Raw genomic sequence first — 18,648 nt, forward strand, 5'->3', positions numbered from 1 at the left:
AGTCGTAGCCGCGGTATTCGAGCCGCCGCAGCCCTTCGATAAGAACGGGAACGATATTACGTTGCGCTACTGCGCCGACGATGCCGCACATGGAGTTCGATCCTTTGCAATGAGAGGCGGGGCGGCCAGCGGGATGTTTGCCCGCGCCGCCCGGAATGTCCTGCCGTTCAGCTCTTCTTTTTCACCGGCCGAACGTAGCCGGTTTTTTCGATCTGGGTCTTGTCGTTGAGGACGAGCATGCCTTCGGCGACGTCCTTCCAGACCGTCGTGCCCGCCGCGATGGTCACGCCGCGGCCCACGCGCACAGGCGCAACCAGCTGAGTGTCCGAGCCGACGAACACCTGATCCTCGATCACGGTGCGATGCTTGTTCGCGCCGTCGTAATTACAGGTGATGGTGCCCGCGCCGATGTTCACGCCCGCGCCCACGTCGGCGTCGCCCACGTAGCTCAGGTGATTCGCCTTCGAGCCCACGCCGATGTTGGCGTTCTTCACCTCGACGAAATTGCCCACGTGGACTTCGTCCGCGAGCTGTGCGCCCGGGCGCAGACGCGCATACGGTCCCAGCACCGCGTTCGCGCCCACCTTCGCGCTTTCGATATGCGTGTAGGCGTCCACGCGCGTGCCCGCGCCGATCACCGCATCGCGGATCACGCAGTTCGGGCCGATGCGCACGTTGTCGCCGAGCGTCACGTTGCCTTCGAACACGCAGTTCACGTCGATGAACACATCGCGCCCGCAGCTGATCGCGCCGCGCAGGTCGAAGCGCGCCGGATCGGCGAGCGTCACGCCCGCAACCAGCAGCGAATCCGCCGCGTTGCGCTGATAGACGCGTTCGAGTTCCGCGAGCTGCTGCTTGCTGTTCACGCCGAGCGTTTCCCACTCCGCGTCCGGCTGCGCCGTGACGACGGCGTGCCCCGAGGCAATCGCCGATTCGACCACATCGGTGAGGTAGTACTCGCCTTGCGCGTTGTCGTTGCCGAGCGCCTTGAGCCAGCCTTCGAGCGGCGCCGTGGGCGTCACGACGATGCCGGTGTTGATCTCGTCGATCAGGCGTTCGTCGTCGCTGGCGTCTTTCTGTTCGACGATGCGGATCACCGAGCCGGTCGCGCCGCGCACGATGCGGCCGTAACCCGTGGGGTTATCGAGCGTCACCGTGAGGATGCCGTAGGCGTTTGCGCCGGCGGCGTCGGTCAGGCGCTTGAGCGTGGACGCGCGCGTGAGCGGCACATCGCCATAAAGCACCAGCGTGGGCACGGACGGGTCGAGCAGCGGCAGCGCCTGCGCGAGCGCATGGCCGGTGCCGAGCTGCTGTTCCTGCACGGCGAACTGCACATCGGGCGCACCGACGGCCGCGCGCACAGCGTCGCCGCCATGACCGATCACGACCACGAGGCGCGACGGCGAGAGACTGCGGGCAGTGTCGATGACGTGCGAGAGAAGCGGCTGACCCGCCAGGGGGTGAAGCACTTTCGGCAGCGCGGAGTGCATGCGTTTGCCCATGCCTGCCGCGAGGATCACGATGTTCATTGCATCGGTGACTTGAGAGAGAATGAAGCGATCGATTCTAGCATGTGGGCTATCCCCAAAACGCCCCGCCAGAAGGCGCGGACAGCCGAATAGAACACTCTTTTACACACTTCTTTCAGGCGTGAAAAAGGCGGCCCGCCAGGTCGCCGGTAGCCGCCTTTTTTCCAACCCGCTGTGCAGGGTCGGATGCACTTAAAACAGACTTCGATCAGATCTCGTCGAACGGACGGAACTGGATCGTCGCGCCTTCAGCGGGCGCGGACGTTTCGGTCGAGCACGGATCTTCGTCGAAGGCGATATCGCCGTTCGGATCGGCTTCGCCCGTCGTGCGCAGCCCCTTGAAGTCGAACAGGTTCGCGTCCATCAGATGCGACGGCACGACCTTGGTCAGCGAATTGAACATGTTCTCGACGCGGCCCGGGAAGCGCTTGTCCCATTCGCGGATCAGCGCCTTCATTTCCGCGCGCTTGAGGTTCGGCTGGCTGCCGCACAGGTTGCACGGAATGATCGGGAATTCGCGCAGCTCGGCGTACTTTTCCAGATCGACTTCCTTCACGTAGGCCAGCGGTCGGATCACGATGTTCTTGCCGTCGTCCGACTGCAGCTTGGGCGGCATGCCCTTGAGCTTGCCGCCGTAGAACATGTTCAGCAGCAGCGTTTGCACGATGTCGTCGCGATGGTGGCCGAGCGCGATCTTGGTCGCGCCCAGCTCGCCCGCCACGCGGTACAGGATGCCGCGACGCAGACGCGAGCACAGCGAACACGTGGTCTTGCCCTCGGGCACGAGGCGCTTGACGATGCTGTACGTGTCCTGGTTTTCGATGTGATACGGCACGCCGATCTTGTCCAGATACGCCGGCAGAATGTGCTCCGGGAAGCCCGGCTGCTTCTGGTCGAGGTTCACGGCGACGATCTCGAAATTGATCGGCGCGCGTTCGCGCAGACGCATCAGGATGTCGAGCATCGCGTAGCTGTCCTTGCCGCCGGACAGACACACCATCACCTTGTCGCCGTCCTCGATCATGTTGTAGTCGCCGATCGCCTGACCGACCTGACGCACGATGCGCTTGAACAGCTTGTTGTTCTCGTAGGCTTCCTTCTGCTCGCGCTTCGTGAGCGCCTGGCGGGTGCCTTCCTCGGGCGCTTCGGCCGCGCTCTGATCCACATCGTGATCCACGGGCAGCGTTTCGGGTGCGTTCATGGCTCAGTCCTCCTTGATGCGGAACACTTCGACGCCCACGGCTTCGCAGTCCGGATAGACATCGGGTTTTTCGGTCGAGACGCGCACCGCGCGCACTTGCTCGTGCTGAAGCAGCGCGTTGGCGAGATCGTCCACCAGCGTTTCCTGCAGATGGATATGGCCCTGGCCGATGCGCGCCGCGACGGTCGCGCGCATGTAGTCGTAATCGACGACTTCGCGCAGCTTGTCTTCGCGCGGCGTGGTCGAGGCGAGCGGCACGTAAAGATCGACGTTGATCACGACGCGCTGTTCACCGCGTTTTTCGAAGTCATGCACGCCGATGTTGATGTGCACTTCGTAGTTGCGCAGGAAAAGGCGGCGGCAGTCGGCGAGCCGGGGATGCAGGAGTACGGCGGACATGTTCGTTCCAGTCGATAAAAGCGTGCGTTGCACTGCACGTCTCGCGGGCGCGGGCGCCCGACGGGTCATACGGTTGATCTTGCAAATACGCGTGGGCGGTCAGGTTGCGCGCCCCGCTGACATTTCATTGCGCGGGTGTGGGCCGGCGCTCCCACCCCTGCCGGCCACGCCGCACGCGAAGCGTGCGCCTGGGTAGGGGCAGCGGTAAGTTCATTTAGTTGCGTTTCGTGGTGCAATCATCTGTGCACCACGTCATTCCGCAAAGAGCGGCTCAGCCGCCCGTCAAAAACATCACATCGCGCGGCAGCGGCACCAGATGCTGGCCGCCATCCACCACCAGCGTCGTGCCGGTCACGCCCGCAGCCTGCGCCAGATACAGCGCGGCTTCGACCAGATCGCCCGGCCGCGACGCGCGCCCAAGCGGCGTCACCTTATGCGCGGCGGCAAAGCCGTCCTGCGACTGGTCGCCCGACTGCAGCGTGAGGCCCGGCGCGAGGCCCACCACACGCAGCTTCGGCGCAAGCGCCTGGGCCAGCGCCACGGTCGCGTTCTGCAACGCGGCCTTGGTGAGCGTGTACGACAGGTAATCCGGATTCATGTTGTACAGCTTCTGATCCAGCACGTTGATGACGCAGGTGCGCAGCGTCTCATCGTCCACGGCGGCCTCGGGCGTCGCGGCCCAGAGCGTGCGCGCCAGCACGAGCGGCGCGCCCACGTTGATCGCCATCAGATGCTGCAAACGTTCGTAGCCGACGTCGCGCGCCGTGTCTTCCTCGAAGCGCGAGGCGTTGTTGAGCACGCACGCGGGCAGGCCCAGCGCCGCCACGCAATCCGGCACCAGTCGCGCGACTTGCGCCTCACTGGCCAGATCGGCGTGCAGCGCGATCGCCCGGCGGCCCATGGCGCGGATTTCAGCGACGACTTCCTCGGCTTCATCCGCCGATTCGCCGTAGTGCACCGCCACGTCCCAGCCGCGAGCCGCAAAACCCACCGACAAGGCCCGGCCGATCCGGCGCGCGCCGCCCGTCACCAGGACAACGCGTGCGGGGTCGGATGCCGATTTACCCGCGGGTGCGTTGGAGATGCCGATCTCGCGATCCGCTGCGCCGATGCCGGAAGATGCGCTCATTTACAATGCCGGGATGAATCCGAAAGCTCACGAACCCGCTAGTTTACCTGTTCCCGAGCCGATCGCGCTCGCGCAGTCCGAGGCGCTCGCCGCAACCCTGCGCGCGGAGATCGCCGCAGCGGGCGGCTGGCTGCCGTTCGACCGCTATATGGAGCGCGCGCTCTACGCGCCGGGCCTAGGCTATTACAGCGGCGGCTCGCGCAAATTCGGCCTGCTCGCCGACGACGGCAGCGACTTCGTCACCGCACCCGAGATGTCGCCGCTGTTTGCCGCCACGCTTGCGCGCGCCGTGGGCGAAGCGCTCGCGGCCAGCGGCACGCGCGCGCTGATGGAGTTCGGCGCGGGCACGGGGCGACTGGCGGCGGGCGTGATGCTCGCGCTCGAAGCGCTGGGCGTGCCGTTCGATTCGTATGCCATCGTCGATCTGTCGGGCGAATTGCGCGAACGCCAGCGCGAGACCATCGCGCAGCGCGCGCCGCATCTGCTCGAACGCGTGCAGTGGCTCGACGCGTTGCCGACGAGCTTCGAGGGCGTGGTGATCGGCAACGAGGTGCTCGACGCGATGCCGGTGCGCCTGTTCGCGCGCAAGGACGCCGTATGGCACGAGCGCGGCGTGGCCGTGAACGACGCAGGCGCATTCGTGTTTTCCAACCGCCCCGCCATGAGCGGAGTCGACGCCGACTGGGCGCAGAACGTGCCGGGCAGCGTGCTCGCCGCCATCGAAGGCAGCGACGATTACATCGCCGAAACGCACGAAGCCGCCCTCGCCTTCACGCGCACCGTCTGCGCGATGCTCACCCGCGGCGCGGCGTTCTTTATCGACTACGGTTTTCCGCACGGCGAGTACTACCATCCGCAGCGCGTGCAGGGCACGCTGATGTGCCATTACCGCCACCGCGCCCACGACGATCCGTTTCTCTACCCAGGCTTGCAGGACATCACCGCGCACGTCGAATTCACGGGCATTGCCGAAGCGGGCGTCGAAACCGGCGCGGATCTGCTCGGCTATACCTCGCAGGCGCGCTTCCTGATGAACGCGGGCATCACCGAAGTGCTCAGCGAGATCGATGTGAGCGACGTCGCGCGCTTCATGCCGGCGGCGAACGCGGTGCAGAAGCTCGTTTCGGAAGCCGAAATGGGCGAGCTGTTCAAGGTGATCGCGTTCTCGCGCGGCATCGATTCGACCATCGCCGCGTTTGCGCGCGGCGACCGCAGTCATACGCTATGAGCGTGCTCCAGGCCCGATCATGATCCGCTGGTTCATCACCACCTTCATCGCCGTAGCGATTCTGTCGGGCGCGCAGCCGTGGCTGCGCAAGCTCGGCATCGGCCGGCTGCCTGGAGACGTGACGCTGCGCCTCTTTGGCCGCGAGTATCCGCTGCCGTTCATGTCGACGCTGGTGCTGTCGATGGCGCTGTCGTTGCTGGTGCGCGTGCTCTGACGCGCAAAAGTCAGTCTTCCGAAGCAGCCAGCGCTGTTTCCACCGATGCTACGCGCGCCTGGTGCACCGCGTCCTTGATCTTCTCCGCGACGTTTTTATCGGCGCTGGCCTCGGTCACCGTGCGTGCGATCGCGCCCGCATCGACCGCGCGCGCGGCCACCAGCGCCACGCGCAAACGCTCCGCTTGCGGATAAGGCGCGTTTTCCCAGTTCAGACGTCCGCGTAAATCGCATTCGCAAGCCTGCAAGGCTTCGGCGAAACGTGCGGGCTTGCGCAGCGCGTCGCTGCGTTCGAGCATGCGCACCAGCGCGGCCGCACCCATGTCCATCACGCGATGCACGTTGCCATGCTCGCGCGCGACCAGCAGCGCGAGATCGCGGCATTCGTTCGGCACGCGCAGACGGTCGCACAGCGGCTTGAGCAGATCGACGCTGCGCCCTTCGTGACCGATGTGGCGCGGCAGCACGTCTTCGGGCGTGGTTGCCTTGCCCAGATCGTGCGTGAGCGCGGCGAAGCGCACCGGCAGCGTGTAGTTTTGCGCCGCGGCATGGTCGATCACCATCATCACGTGGATGCCGGTATCGACTTCCGGGTGATAGTCCGCGCGCTGCGGCACGCCAAAGAGGCTATCGACTTCAGGCATCACGCGCGCGAGCGCGCCGCATTCGCGCAGCACCTCGAACATGCGCGACGGCTTTGCTTCCATCAGCCCGCGCGAGACTTCCTGCCAGACGCGTTCGGGCACCAGCGCATCGGCTTCGCCCGATTCGACCATCGCGCGCATCAGCGCCAGGGTTTCGGGCGCGATGGTGAAATCGGCAAAGCGTGCGGCGAAGCGCGCTACGCGCAGGATGCGCACCGGATCTTCAAGGAACGCGTCGCTCACATGGCGGAACACGCGCGCCTGCAAGTCACGCGCGCCGCCGAACGGATCGACCACCGGGCCGGTCAGCACGCCGCCGGGCTGCACTTCGCGCGCCATCGCGTTGATGGTGAGATCGCGCCGCGCAAGGTCCTCTTCGAGCGTCACGTCGGGCGCGTAGAAGAACTGGAAGCCGTGATAGCCCGCGGCGGTCTTGCGTTCGGTGCGCGCGAGCGCGTACTCCTCCTGGGTTTCGGGATGCAGAAACACCGGAAAGTCCTTGCCCACCGGACGATAACCCTGCGCCGCCATCTGCTCGGGCGTCGCGCCCACGACCACATAATCGCGGTCGCGCACGGGCAGCCCAAGCATTTCATCGCGGATCGCGCCGCCTACGACGTAGATCTTCATGCGGCGCCGTCTTGGGAATCGTCGAGTTCGTCGTGACCAATGCGATGCGTTTCCTGGTGCGCGGCCTCGATCCACGCGGCCACTGCGGGCAGCGCCGTCACGCGCTCAGCGTAGGCAGCGGCTTTCGGCGAAAGCGGCGGCGCGTAGCTGTTAAAGCGCATCACCACCGGCGCGAACATCGCGTCGGCAATGCTGAACTCGCCGAACAGGAACGGACCGCCGCTCACGTCGAGGCAGGCGTTCCAGAGCGCGTCGATGCGCGCGACATCGGCGAGCGCGCCAGGCGTGGCGCCCGCGCCCGGCTTCGAGGTGCGGATCGCCATCGGCATGCGCGTGCGCAGCTCGGCAAAGCCCGAGTGCATTTCGGCGCTCACGCTACGCGCCTGGGCACGTGCATTGGCGTCGCGCGGCCACATGGCGTGCTGCGGGAAGCGCTCGGCCAGCGTTTCGGCAATCGCCAGCGAATCCCACACGGCCGCGCCATCGTCGCTCACGAGACACGGCACTTTGCCCGATGCCGAAAACGACAGGATCGCGTCCTTGGTGTCGGGCTGGTCCAGCTCGATCAGCACTTCCTCGAACGCAATGCCGAAGTGCGTGAGCAGCAGCCAGGGGCGCATCGACCACGACGAATAGTTCTTGTCTCCAATGACGAGCTTCATGATGTGAGCGTTGGACGGTTATGAGTTGAGTGAGGTCTAGCGGCCCGCGCTCGCGCGGAAAATATTCAGACGCGAACGCAACGAGGCGTCGGCGAGATAGAGCGGCGCGATGGTTTCGATGCTCGCCGGTTCGATGCCGAGTTCCGGCGCAAGCGGCCCGCTCATCACGCTATCGACTTTCATCGAGTCGAGATTGTCGCGCGTGAGCACGGGCTCGCCCGGCGCCAGTTCGAACGAGAACGCCTGAAGCCGCGCCAACGCATTGGGCAGCCGCACGATGCGCGCCTGCCGTCCGACCACCTCGCCGCAATACTGCACCAGTTGCTCAAGCGTATAGACGCTCGGGCCGCCGAGTTCGTAAGTGTGCCCGCTCGCGGCGTCGAGATCGAGCACATTGACGATCGCCTTCGACACATCGCCCACGTACACCGGCTGGAATTTCGCGTCCGGCATGCCCAGCGGGATCATCGGAAAGAGCTTCTGCAGCACCGCGAAACGGTTGAGAAAGTTGTCCTCCGGGCCGAACACGACGGACGGCCGCAGGATCGTGGTGGCCAGCGCCGTGGCCGCGTGCACGGCCTTTTCGCCATCGCCTTTCGAGCGCAGATACATGCTCGGCCCGCGCGGGTCGGCGCCCAGCGAACTCAGATGAATCAGACGATGCACGCCCTTGCCTTCGCAGGCGGCAACGATCTTCGTCGGGAGTTCGACGTGCAGTTTGGCGAAGCCCGCGCCATACGGGTCGCCGTGGCCGCCATGCAGCGTGCCGATCAGGTTGATGACGGCGTCGCAGCCTTCCACGAAACTGGCGAGCGCGACCGGATCGGTCACGTCGGTTTCGAGCACATCGATGGGGAGAAGGGTGAGGTGGCTGGCCGAGGCGCGCCGCCGGGTGGCGACGCGGACATCCTTGCCGGCCTCGACGAGCGCATTGACGAGGTGGCTGCCGATGAATCCCGAACCGCCAATGACCGCGATGGCTTGATGTCGCATCTCCGACCTCCTCGTGAGCTGGGCGGCGCGGCGCTCAGTACAGGAACAGTCCGGAGGCTCGCGCGCCGCGCCCCGTCAGTTTCACGGAGCGCGCCGCGCGGCGCCAGGTCGGCTTAGGGCGTGATAAAGCCGAGACGCGCCTTGAGCGATTGCGGACGGCCTTCGAACAGTGCCGCGTAATAGACCGTGTTCGACAACACGTTTTTCACGTAATCGCGGGTTTCCTGGAACGGAATGGTTTCCGCGAAGATGGCTCCTTCGACGCCGCCCTGCAGGGTCGAGCGCCACGCGCGCGGGCGTCCCGGACCGGCGTTGTAACCGGCCGTGGCGAGCACGGCGGAGCCGTCGAACTGATTGTAGATCATCGACAAATAGTTCGTTCCCAGCAGGATGTTGGTGTCGAGATCGTTCAGTTGATCGCGCGACAGCGGACCGAGACCGATCTTCTTCGCCACCATCTGCGCGGTGGCCGGCATGATCTGCATCAGGCCGCTCGCACCCACGCCCGACTTCGCGTTGAGGATAAAGCGCGATTCCTGACGGATCAGACCATAGGCCCATTCGACGTCCAGACCGTTGGTCTGCGCGTCGCGCTCCACCACGTCGCGGAACGGCGCGAGATAGCGCAGCGAGAAGTCATGCTCGCTGACGGTTTTATCGGCGGTGTTGACGGTGCGGTCGAGCAGCTGGATGCGTTTGGCGTATTCGGCGGTGGCGAGCAGTTGACGGTCGCTCATGCCGCGCAGCGGCCAGTTCCATTCGCGATTACCTTCGAGACGCAGATTGAGCGCATAGAAACGCTGTGCGAGCGCGAAGCCCGGCGTCTGCGCAACCTGGGCGATATCGGCGTCGCTGACCGTGGTTTTCGGCGGAATGGTGATCTTCTGGCCGAGCTCTTCGGTGGCGAGCTGGCCGTAGAAGTTATAGCCCTGCGAGATCGACGCGAATTCCTGGCTCGCCTGGCCCGTTTCGCCCGCCTGCTTGAGCGCGCGTGCGTGCCAGTAGACCCACGTGGGCTGCGCGCGTAGCGCGGCCGGCATCTGTTCGATCGACCAGCGCACCATGGTCCAGTCGCCGCCCAGCAACGCGGCGCGCGTGCGCCATTCGTAAGCCGGATACGACAGCGGCACATTGGCCGAGAGGCGATACCAGTCGAGCGCGCCAGGCATGCGCTTCTGGGCCGCCTGATAGCCGATCGTGCCCCAGCCCATAGCGCGTTCCGGCGAGGTGAGCGTGGGCGCGACCGCCGCGAAGGTGGACGCCGTCATGGCCGGGTCGTTGCGCGCCATCACCGTGACCGCGAGCAGCGCGAGCTGATGCGACTGGTCGTCCGCGCCAACGCCGCGTGCGAGCGTGAGCGGCGGCGTGCTGACCGCCTGGCTGAACGCGGTGGGATCCGGGCGTTGCGCGAGCGCGTCGAGCAGCTTTGCGCCGGTCGAAGTCTGGTTCTGCTCGTACGCGAGGCGGATCTGCTGCCAGACGTCGTTGCTGGTGAACTGGTTCTTGATGGCGAGCGCCGTGACGAGATCGACGCAACCGTCGCCGTAATAGCGCGGCTCGGTGAGCAGCGCGCGGGCGTCGTCGGCCACATTGTCGCCACGCGCCGCGCGCGACTCCAGCGCGTAGCACTTCACCTGCGTGTCGTCGTTGAGTACGAAGCGCGTGTACTGACGGTCGAAGTTCGCCCAGTCGTGACGCGCGCCCAGCACCAGCAGATAGTCGTTGCGCAGACGGTCGGCGATGGCCTGACCGTCATAGCGCTGCAGGAACGACAGCACGGGCGCGTCGGGCGCGTCCACGCGTGCATGGCCCTGCGAGTCGAACAACTGCGGCTTGATCTGGAAATATTCGAGATACGACGGCGCCGGGTAATCCGGAATCGACGCCGCGAGTTGTGCTGCGCGCCCCGCATCGTTGTTGCGCGCGGCTTCGCGAAGCTGGATGAAAGTCTGGTCGTCGGGCGTGAGCGTCGCCCCCACTGGCAGCGCGACGGGACGCACGGCATCGGCCGTGCTGCACGCGACGAGTGCCGCGGCGGTCAGTGCGAGACCGACCACGCGATATACTCGGACAAGGCGTTTGGACATCGTTATTTCTGGAGCGCGAGGTGAACCCAAGCATAGCACGCAACCCTTTGGCCGAAGCCAAAAAGACGTGGCGTTTACGGCTTCGCGAGGCCCGTCTGGCGGCCTTCTCCGACAAGGTTGCGAATGTCGCGCTGACGGCGAATCTCGATACACTCATCGCGCATCTTGCACCGCGCGCGATCGGTTTCTACTGGCCCCTGCCGGGCGAGTTCGATGCGCGCGAATGGATCGCCGGGTGGCTCGCCGCCGACGCATCGCGCCGCGCGGCGTTGCCGGTCATTCGCGAACGTCACACACCCTTGCAGTTCTATTTCTGGACGCCGGGCGCGCCGATGCGCGAAGGCCATCACGGCATCCCCGAACCGGCCGCCCAGGACGCCGAAGACGCGACCCTGCCCGACCTGCTGCTGGTGCCGTGCGTGGGCTTCGATCGCGCGGGCTATCGGCTGGGCTATGGCGGCGGTTATTACGACCGCACGCTCGCCGCGTGGCCGGCGAGCGGGCCCCCGCTGACGGTGGGCGTCGCCTGGGAAGCCTGCCGTATCGACGATGGCGTGCTCGAACCGGAGGCGCACGATCTGCCGCTCGACGCCATCGTCACCGACTCCAGCGCGCATCTCGCAGGGCGGCTGCGGCCGCGTTGATGGCCGGGCGTGAAAGCCCCGCGCCCGCGCCTGTTTCCCTGCCGTTTTTCCCGCTGGCCGCGCAGCGTTGCGCCTGGGGCAAACGCTTACGTAGAAATTGTCGATAATTCGTCGAGAAAGTAACTTGACCCCATCCGCGTGCCGGGCCGATCCATCGTCGACCGAGGTCTCGCAGCGGATTCCGAACATCATGCGCAATCCTGTTCCCCGTATCTATCCGCTCGGCGACGAGGCGCTCGTCTGCGAAGCGCCGCCGCCGGCCACGCTCGACGTGCAGCGCCGCATCTGGGCCGTGGCCGCGCTTGCGCGCGGCTGGGACGCCGTGCGCGAAGTCGTGCCCGGCATGAACAACCTGACGATCACCTTCGATGCGCTCGCCGCCGACGCCGTCGCGCTCAGCCGCGCGCTCGAAGCGGCGTGGCAAGACGCCGAAGGCCGTGACGCGGCCGCCGAGAACGCGGTCGAAGGCCGCGAAGTCGAGATCCCCGTGCGCTACGGCGGCGAAGCCGGGCCGGATCTGGCCGCCGTCGCGCGCCACACGGGCCTCGCGCCCGCCGATGTCGCCGCGCGCCACGCCGCTGGTGTCTACACCGTGTTCTTCCTCGGCTTCCAGCCGGGATTCGCCTATCTGGGCGGACTCGACGCCGCCTTGCACGCGCCGCGTCGGTCCGCGCCGCGCGTGACCGTGCCGGCGGGATCGGTCGGCATCGGCGGCGCGCAGACGGGCATCTATCCCGCCCAGTCGCCCGGCGGCTGGCAACTGATCGGCCGCACCGCGCTCAAGCTGTTCGATCCCACCCGCAATCCGCCCACCCTGCTGATGCCGGGCGACCGCGTGCGCTTCGTCATCGAGCACATCGGCGAAAGCGTCGAGGAGGCCCGCGCATGATCGAGGTATTGCGTGCAGGCCTGCTCACCACGGTTCAGGATCTGGGCCGCCCCGGTTACCGGCATCTGGGCGTCGCCAGCGGCGGCGCGCTCGACACGCTGGCGCTCGAAGTGGGCAACCGGCTGGTCAGCAACCGCCCCGACGCCGCCGGTCTGGAGATCACCTTCGGCCCGGTGTCGCTGCGTTTCGCGCGCGCCACGCGCGTCGCCATCACCGGCACCGATTTCAACGCGACGCTCGGCGGCAAGCCGGTCTGGTCGTGGTGGAGCCTGCCGGTCGCGGCGGGCGAGGAACTCGTGCTTGCGGGCGCGAAGCGCGGCATGCGCGCCTATGTGTGCGTGGCGGGCGGCATCGACGTCCTGCCGATGCTCGGCTCGCGCAGCACCGATCTGGCCGCCAGTTTTGGCGGCCTCGCGGGACGCGCGCTCAAGGATGGCGATCGCCTCGCCATCGGCACTTCGTTCGCGCCGGGTGGCGAACGCGTGTCGCTCGCGCCGGGCGCACCCGCCTTCGGCGTGAAGGCGCCGTCGCAATGCGGCTTCGTCTACGTGGACGAACCGCATCACCGGCGTGGCCGTCATCCGGACGGCGTGCTGTGGGCCGTGCCGGTACGCGTGTTGCGCGGCCCCGAATACGACAGCTTCACGGCGGACGCGCAGCGCGCATTCTGGTCCGACGAGTGGCGTGTCACGCCCAACAGCAATCGCATGGGCTACCGGCTCGAAGGCACGGCGCTCGCGCGCGAACCCGACCCGGCGCGCGCCGACCTGCTCTCGCACGCCGTGCTGCCCGGCACGATCCAGGTGCCGCCGAACGGCCAGCCCATCGTACTGATGAGCGATGCGCAGACCACGGGCGGCTATCCGAAGATCGGCGCGGTGATTCGCGCGGATCTCTGGAAGCTCGCGCAGGTGCGCCTGGCGGCGGGTGTTCGTTTCGTCGAGACGACGCCGGCGGTGGCTCGCCACGCGCTGCTCGAAGAGCGGGCGTATCTGCGCCAGATCGATACGGCCATCGCCATGCAGGACGAGCGGCGCGCACGCGCGCGTTAAGGCGCTTACGCACCAACCGCACCCACTACGACGGTAGCGGCGCAATCACGCCGCACCGCACGCATCAAGCGCCCCAGCCGCCCAGGACCAGGCGGTCTGGCCGGCGCCACGCAATACGGAGAGAACCATCATGACCACCATCGATCTGAACGCCGATCTCGGCGAAGGCTGCGGCTCCGACGAGGCGCTGCTCGACCTCGTCAGTTCGGCCAATATCGCCTGCGGCTGGCACGCGGGCGGCGCCAACGCCATGCGCGAATGCGTGCGCTGGGCCGTCGGCAAGGGCGTGTCGATCGGCGCGCACCCGAGCTTCAACGATCCCGAAAACTTCGGCCGCAAGGAAATGGACCTGCCCGCCGAGGAAATCTACGCGGGCGTGCTCTATCAGCTGGGCGCGTTGTCGGCGATCGCCCAGGCCGAGGGCGGACGCATCGCCCACGTCAAGCCGCACGGCGCGCTCTACAACCAGGCCGCACGCGACGCGAAGATCGCCGATGCGATCGTTTCCGCCGTGCACGACTTCGATCCTTCGGTGACGGTGTTCGCGCTCGCGGGCAGCGGGCTCGTGGCCGCCGCGCGCGAAGCCGGGCTGGTGGCGATCGAGGAAGTGTTCGCCGACCGCGGCTATCGCGCCGACGGCTCGCTGGTGCCGCGCAGCGAGCCGGGCGCGCTGCTCGACGACGAAGACGCCGTGCTGGCGCGCACGCTCGCGATGATCCGCGAGCAGCGCGTGCAGGCGGTCGACGGCGCGTGGGTGCCGCTCAACGCCCAGACCATCTGCCTGCACGGCGACGGCCCGCACGCGCTGGCGTTCGCGCGTCGCATCCGCGCGGCGCTCGACGAAGCGGGCATCGGCGTGCGCGCGGCGGGCACGGTCGGCGCTTAAACCTTATCGGGCCTGACGATCGGCGGCATGTCCCGCATCGCTTCGATGAGACGCGGGAAATGCCGCGCCACCAGCGCATCCGGCAGGATGTACTGCGGAAAGCTCGCCGAGGTGTTGTACGCATGAAGCACGTGCACGCACAGACCGATATCGTCGGCGACCATGCTGACGTTCGCGCCGCGTGCGAGCGCTGCCAGGGCGAAAGGCATGTCCTCGTTGAACGAGGCCGGCTCGAACGGCCCCGCCGCCCACAGCCGCTTCGTATAGACATAGCTGAAGCCGTAGCCGAGATGGTTATCGGTGAAAGCCTTGTGCTCGGTGGGAAAGCTGAGCGACGTCATGGGCTGCGCGCTCCATCGAAAGTGCAGACCGCTCTTGCGCAGCGTGTCCCACCACGCGAACTTGCCGTACACGCGGCTATACAGGAAGAACGCGCTGAGCTTGACCATATCGCCCTGCGCCGCCCGCATCTGGTCGAGCATCGTGCGCAGGTAGCCGGGCGTGTAGAACTCGTCGTCGTCGAAGTGAGCGATGACGTCGGCGCGCGCCAGATCCGCCGCCAGATTGCGTTTTTCGCCAATGCTCATGCGTCGCGTGAGGTGCCGGTACACCACGCGCGGGTCGCGCAGGCCCGCCATGAAGGCGCTCGGCGTGGCGCTGTCGTCGATCACGATCCACTCGCGCTCGCCCACGTCCTGATGGGCGAATGACCGATAAGCGAACGGCAGCATGGCCTCGCGCTCCCAGGTGGGCGTGATGACGCTGACGACAGGCGCGTCGATCCTGACGATCGGTGAATTCAAAATGTTGCGCGGCATGATGCGGCAAGAGAGCAAAGGGAAGCCGCATCGTAGAAGCGCTGCGTGCGCGCCGATATCGGATTTCAACTAAAGCGGGGCGCGCGCAAAGCACTTCAAAGCGCCGCGTCAGTTTCCCCGGCACTTTCGGATTTTTCTGATCCTCGATCGGAAGCGCGATCCGTACCTTGTTAGATTCCCCTAACAATCCGGTCAGCGGCCCGCGCAACCTGCCCAACGCGTGCGGCGCCCGTCGGCCGTACGATCTTCATGACCACCTTCTCTTCCGGAAGCCCGCTGTCCGCGGCCCTGGCCGCGCATGGCGCGGGCCGTCTCGACGAGGCGCAAGCGGTCTACCGCGCGCTGATCGAGCAAGACCCGGCGCACGTCGACGCGCTGCATTACCTTGGCGTCGCGCTACATCAGCAAGGCAACCATCATGGCGCGCTCGAACTGATGGATCGCGCCCTGCAGCACGCGCCTGGCGACGCCATCTGCTGGAGCAACCGCGCACTGGCCGCGCGCGCACTCGGCCAGACCCACGAGGCCGCGCACAACCTGCGCGAAGCGCTGCGCCTGAATCCCGGTTTCGCCGACGCCCACAACAATCTCGCGCTCACCCTGCGCGACATGGGCGACCTCGAAGGCGCGGCGCGCCATTGCCGCGCGGCGCTCGCGCTGGACCCGGCCGCCACCAGCGCGCGCATCAACCTTGGCAGCGTGCTGGCAAAGCTGGGCCGCCTGAACGAAGCCGTCGCGTGCTACCGCGAGGCGCTCGACATGGCGGGCGACGAAGCCGCCTTGCACTTCAACCTCGCCAATGCGCTCAAGGCGCTCGGCGACGACTCCGCCGCCATCGCGCATTACCGTCGCGCCGTCGAACTGGCGCCCGCCTTTGCCGCCGGATGGGTGAATCTGGGCACGGCGCTCGGCCAGTGCGGCGACTACCGCGAAGCGGAGCGCTGCTATCGCGAGGCCGTGGCGCTGGAGCCGAACGCGGCGAACCTCGTGTGTCTGGGCGCGTCGCTCGGCGCGCAGGGCCGCAACGACGAGGAAGCGCCTTACTACGAGCGCGCGCTCGAACTCGATCCCGATCACGCCGATGCGCGCCAGAACCTCGTCTGGCTCAAGCTCAAGCGTGGCCAGTACCGCGAAGGCTGGGCCGAATACGCCCGCCGCTGGCGCGCCTGCGACTACGCGCCGCTCGATATCGAAGGCATCCGCGAATGGACCGGCGAGCCGCTCGAAGGCAAGCGCGTGCTGCTGGTACACGAACAGGGGTTCGGCGACCAGATCCAGTTCGTGCGTTACGCCACCGGGATCGCCGCGCGCGGCGCTAGCGTCGATGTCTGCATCACGCAACCGCTGCAGCTGCTCGCGCAATCAGTGCCTGGCGTGCATCGCGCATGGACGGGCAAGCCTGCGGGCGATTACGACTACTGGATCTACGCGATGAGCGCGCCGTCCGCATGCGGCACCGAACTCGACACGATTCCGGCCACGGTGCCGTATCTGTTCGCGCGCGATGTCGAAATCGAGGCGTGGAAACGGCGCGTGCAGGCCGCTGTGGATAAAACCGTGGATAAGGCGGTGGACAAGGCAGTGGACAGCGGGGTGGATAACACCGTGGACAAAGCGGTGGAAAACGCGGTGGATAAAATCGCTGGCCAGACCGCGGCGCGCCGCAAGATCGGCCTTGTCTGGGGCGGCAGTCCCACCTTCTACAACAATCGCAACCGCTCCGTGCCGCTCGCGGCCTTCGCGCCGCTTTTCGCGCTCGACGAAATCAGCTGGTTTTCGCTGCAAAAAGGCGACGCGGCGCGCGCCCAGCTCGCGGCGCTGGACACCCAGACGGTCATTCACGACTTCAGCGACGATCTGCGCGACTTCGGCGACACCGCCGCGCTCGTCATGAACCTCGATCTCGTGATCGCCGTGGATACCTCGGTTGCGCATCTGGCGGGCGCCCTCGGCAAGCCGGTCTGGGTGCTCGTGCCGGCGAACGGTGAATGGCGCTGGCTCGAAAACCGCACGGATTCGCCGTGGTATCCCACCGCGCGGCTCTTCCGTCAGCAGGAAGTGGGCGAGTGGAGCACGGCGATCGAGGCGTTGCGCGATGCCCTGCAAGCGCCGGCAGCGCTGTCAGGGCAACCCAGGCGCGCGAGCCCGCGCAAGTCTGCCGTTAAGCCTGTCGTTAAGGCCGAAAGATCGGAGACGGCGGAGACAGCGCAGAAGCCCCCGCGCAAGCGCAAGATACCCGCGCAAGCCGCCCCGCTCAACCCGGATCGACCGTAAACCCGCGCTGGCGCAGCAACTGGAGCACGCCCTTGCGCCCGCCCAGATGCAGCGCGCCGATCGCCACGAACAGCGGTTTGTTCGGCCCGGCGTACTGCTGCATGCGCGAGACGAAACGCCGGTTGCGCTCATAGACGATGCGGTTGTCCACCGAAGCCGCCACGCGCGGATCGTGCGAAAGCTTTTCGGTGCGCGCGGTTTCCCAGGCGGCGATCGCATCGGCATCGCCCACTCGCCACAGACGCAACAGCGTCTGCACATCGGCGAGATTCTGTGCGGGCGTCTGCGCGAGATCCTGCGCCAGCATCTCGCGCTGCTGCGCCAGGTTCAGATTCGTGAAGGCGCGCATCTGCTCGCCCAGTCGCTCCAGGCCTACCACGCGGCGTCCCTTCAGGCGCAGATAAACGTTCTGCAGTTGCGCCTCGGTGCCGTACTCGGTTTGCAGGCCGGCGCTCAGCGAGTCGTAGGTTTCCACCAGCAGCGAAGCCAGCCACGGCTTCATCTTGCGGATTTCGGCCAGTGCCTCGGGGTTGCCGCGCAGGCGCGCCGCGAGCCTGGCCCAAAGCGGCTCGGGCAGCATCTGTTCGAGGCAGGGGCGACGACACACGCCATATTTCGAAACGTCGTCCTGCGAGACCAGCAGATCGTCGGGCGAGAGTTCGAGCGCGAGCGTGGGCGAGGCGTTGAGCGCTGCCAGAATCGACTGGCGAAACGGCTGATTCGGCGGATAGTCGACCGGGTCGCCCACATGGAGCGTGCCGAGCAGATAGATCGTGGTGGTGCCGCGCGTGGCGACATAGAACGGCATGCGCGCCGGTTGCGTGCGCACCGGGCCGCCGGCGGTCGTGCCCGAGGCGTAGCTGGGCACGGCAGGCGGCGAGTGGAAGCCGGGCAAACTGCCGCCCGAAGTGGGCACCGGCGGATGCACGCCGGGCGTTTTGGCGGCCGCGCCCGCGCCGAACGCGGTGGGCATGAACGCACGCGAGCTATGCGTGTTGGACGCTCCCGACGCCCCGGCGAGCCGCAACGGACGGTCGAGCGAAGGCCCAAGCGCCACGGCGAGCGCGAGCGCCGCGCCCATCGCGGCGCGCGCCGTTTGCCCCCAGCGTCTGGTCCACGCACGCACTTTCAAAGCGGCACGACGGCCGCCTCTACGTTGGCGGCGCGCAAAACGACGCGCCGCCGTCGCTTCAAGCATCCCTATTCCCCCACCTCCTCAGCACGATGGCAGGATACCTGACGGCCATCGACTTCGCGAAGTTGCGGCACTTCCTGGCGGCATCGCTCGATCGCATACGGGCAGCGCTGATGGAACGTGCAGCCCGACGGCGGATTCAGCGGCGAAGGCAGTTCACCTTCGAGCTTGATCT

The 18,648-nt window shown here is 66.8% G+C and carries 18 protein-coding genes; 7 read left to right on the forward strand and 11 right to left on the reverse strand.

Annotated features, from left to right (window positions below; translation table 11 throughout):
* Window positions 1–167: 167 nt before the first annotated feature.
* From glmU to F3J17_RS35465, 4 genes are all read right to left on the reverse strand, one after another.
* A complete protein-coding gene (glmU, locus tag F3J17_RS35450) occupies window positions 168–1,529 on the reverse strand; it encodes a bifunctional UDP-N-acetylglucosamine diphosphorylase/glucosamine-1-phosphate N-acetyltransferase GlmU (protein ID WP_167070428.1) in 1,362 nt (453 codons plus the stop codon).
* A 208-nt stretch (window positions 1,530–1,737) separates the two neighbouring features.
* Window positions 1,738–2,730 (reverse strand): tRNA 2-thiocytidine(32) synthetase TtcA, encoded by a 993-nt coding sequence (gene ttcA / locus F3J17_RS35455; protein WP_167070430.1) that lies wholly within the window; start codon window positions 2,728–2,730, stop codon window positions 1,738–1,740.
* Between the two features lie 3 nt (window positions 2,731–2,733).
* Complete coding sequence (locus F3J17_RS35460; RefSeq protein WP_167070432.1) at window positions 2,734–3,129, reverse strand: dihydroneopterin aldolase; 396 nt, start codon at window positions 3,127–3,129, stop codon at window positions 2,734–2,736.
* Between the two features lie 271 nt (window positions 3,130–3,400).
* A complete protein-coding gene (locus F3J17_RS35465) occupies window positions 3,401–4,258 on the reverse strand; it encodes an SDR family oxidoreductase (protein WP_167070435.1) in 858 nt (285 codons plus the stop codon).
* Between the two features lie 13 nt (window positions 4,259–4,271).
* Between F3J17_RS35465 and F3J17_RS35470 the strand changes: the two genes are divergently transcribed.
* The gene (locus tag F3J17_RS35470) at window positions 4,272–5,486 is read left to right on the forward strand and encodes an SAM-dependent methyltransferase (RefSeq protein WP_167070437.1); all 1,215 of its coding nucleotides are present in this window, start codon (window positions 4,272–4,274) and stop codon (window positions 5,484–5,486) included.
* Window positions 5,487–5,505: 19 nt separating this feature from the next.
* Complete coding sequence (locus F3J17_RS35475; RefSeq protein ID WP_167070439.1) at window positions 5,506–5,700, forward strand: DUF2905 domain-containing protein; 195 nt, start codon at window positions 5,506–5,508, stop codon at window positions 5,698–5,700.
* 10 nt (window positions 5,701–5,710) lie between these two features.
* On the opposite strand, the gene F3J17_RS35480 is transcribed toward F3J17_RS35475, so the two are convergent.
* The 4 genes from F3J17_RS35480 to F3J17_RS35495 form a co-directional block, all read right to left on the reverse strand.
* Window positions 5,711–6,973: a multifunctional CCA addition/repair protein gene (locus F3J17_RS35480; protein WP_167070441.1), complete on the reverse strand. Its 1,263-nt coding sequence runs from the start codon at window positions 6,971–6,973 to the stop codon at window positions 5,711–5,713.
* Window positions 6,970–7,635, reverse strand: a complete 666-nt coding sequence (locus F3J17_RS35485; RefSeq protein WP_167070443.1) for a glutathione S-transferase family protein — start codon at window positions 7,633–7,635, stop codon at window positions 6,970–6,972. Before F3J17_RS35485 ends, F3J17_RS35480 begins: the two co-directional genes overlap by 4 nt.
* 36 nt (window positions 7,636–7,671) lie before the next feature.
* Window positions 7,672–8,628, reverse strand: a complete 957-nt coding sequence (locus tag F3J17_RS35490) for a complex I NDUFA9 subunit family protein (RefSeq protein ID WP_167070445.1) — start codon at window positions 8,626–8,628, stop codon at window positions 7,672–7,674.
* A 113-nt stretch (window positions 8,629–8,741) separates the two neighbouring features.
* Window positions 8,742–10,715, reverse strand: coding sequence for a lytic transglycosylase domain-containing protein (locus tag F3J17_RS35495; protein WP_167070447.1), 1,974 nt, complete (start codon window positions 10,713–10,715; stop codon window positions 8,742–8,744).
* Window positions 10,716–10,723: 8 nt separating this feature from the next.
* Here F3J17_RS35495 and F3J17_RS35500 point away from each other — a divergent pair, with 8 nt between their 5' ends.
* From F3J17_RS35500 to pxpA, 4 genes are all read left to right on the forward strand, one after another.
* Window positions 10,724–11,359, forward strand: coding sequence for a 5-formyltetrahydrofolate cyclo-ligase (locus tag F3J17_RS35500; RefSeq protein WP_167070458.1), 636 nt, complete (start codon window positions 10,724–10,726; stop codon window positions 11,357–11,359).
* 190 nt (window positions 11,360–11,549) lie between these two features.
* Window positions 11,550–12,248 (forward strand): 5-oxoprolinase subunit PxpB, encoded by a 699-nt coding sequence (gene pxpB, locus F3J17_RS35505; RefSeq protein ID WP_167070460.1) that lies wholly within the window; start codon window positions 11,550–11,552, stop codon window positions 12,246–12,248.
* On the forward strand, window positions 12,245–13,300 hold the full coding sequence (locus F3J17_RS35510; RefSeq protein ID WP_167070449.1) for a biotin-dependent carboxyltransferase family protein: 1,056 nt from the start codon (window positions 12,245–12,247) through the stop codon (window positions 13,298–13,300). Before pxpB ends, F3J17_RS35510 begins: the two co-directional genes overlap by 4 nt.
* Before the next feature lie 130 nt (window positions 13,301–13,430).
* The gene (gene pxpA / locus F3J17_RS35515; RefSeq protein ID WP_167070451.1) at window positions 13,431–14,186 is read left to right on the forward strand and encodes a 5-oxoprolinase subunit PxpA; all 756 of its coding nucleotides are present in this window, start codon (window positions 13,431–13,433) and stop codon (window positions 14,184–14,186) included.
* On the opposite strand, the gene F3J17_RS35520 is transcribed toward pxpA, so the two are convergent.
* Window positions 14,183–15,004, reverse strand: a complete 822-nt coding sequence (locus F3J17_RS35520; RefSeq protein WP_205195112.1) for a glycosyltransferase — start codon at window positions 15,002–15,004, stop codon at window positions 14,183–14,185. The two genes, pxpA and F3J17_RS35520, sit on opposite strands and share 4 nt — an antisense overlap.
* Window positions 15,005–15,253: 249 nt before the next feature.
* Here F3J17_RS35520 and F3J17_RS35525 point away from each other — a divergent pair, with 249 nt between their 5' ends.
* Entirely contained in the window at window positions 15,254–17,278 is a 2,025-nt protein-coding gene (locus F3J17_RS35525; RefSeq protein ID WP_167070455.1) for a tetratricopeptide repeat protein, read from the forward strand.
* Here the strand turns inward: F3J17_RS35525 and F3J17_RS35530 are convergent.
* Window positions 17,259–18,476 carry a TraB/GumN family protein gene (locus tag F3J17_RS35530; protein ID WP_167070457.1) on the reverse strand — a complete coding sequence of 406 codons (1,218 nt, stop codon included), beginning with the start codon at window positions 18,474–18,476 and terminating at the stop codon, window positions 17,259–17,261. The two genes, F3J17_RS35525 and F3J17_RS35530, sit on opposite strands and share 20 nt — an antisense overlap.
* Window positions 18,477–18,478: 2 nt before the next feature.
* On the reverse strand, window positions 18,479–18,648 hold a 170-nt coding region (locus tag F3J17_RS35535), incomplete at its 5' end, for an oligopeptide/dipeptide ABC transporter ATP-binding protein (RefSeq protein WP_345891172.1).

Origin of the sequence: Burkholderia sp. Ax-1719 (assembly GCF_011753055.1) — a bacterium.
GTDB lineage: Bacteria > Pseudomonadota > Gammaproteobacteria > Burkholderiales > Burkholderiaceae > Paraburkholderia.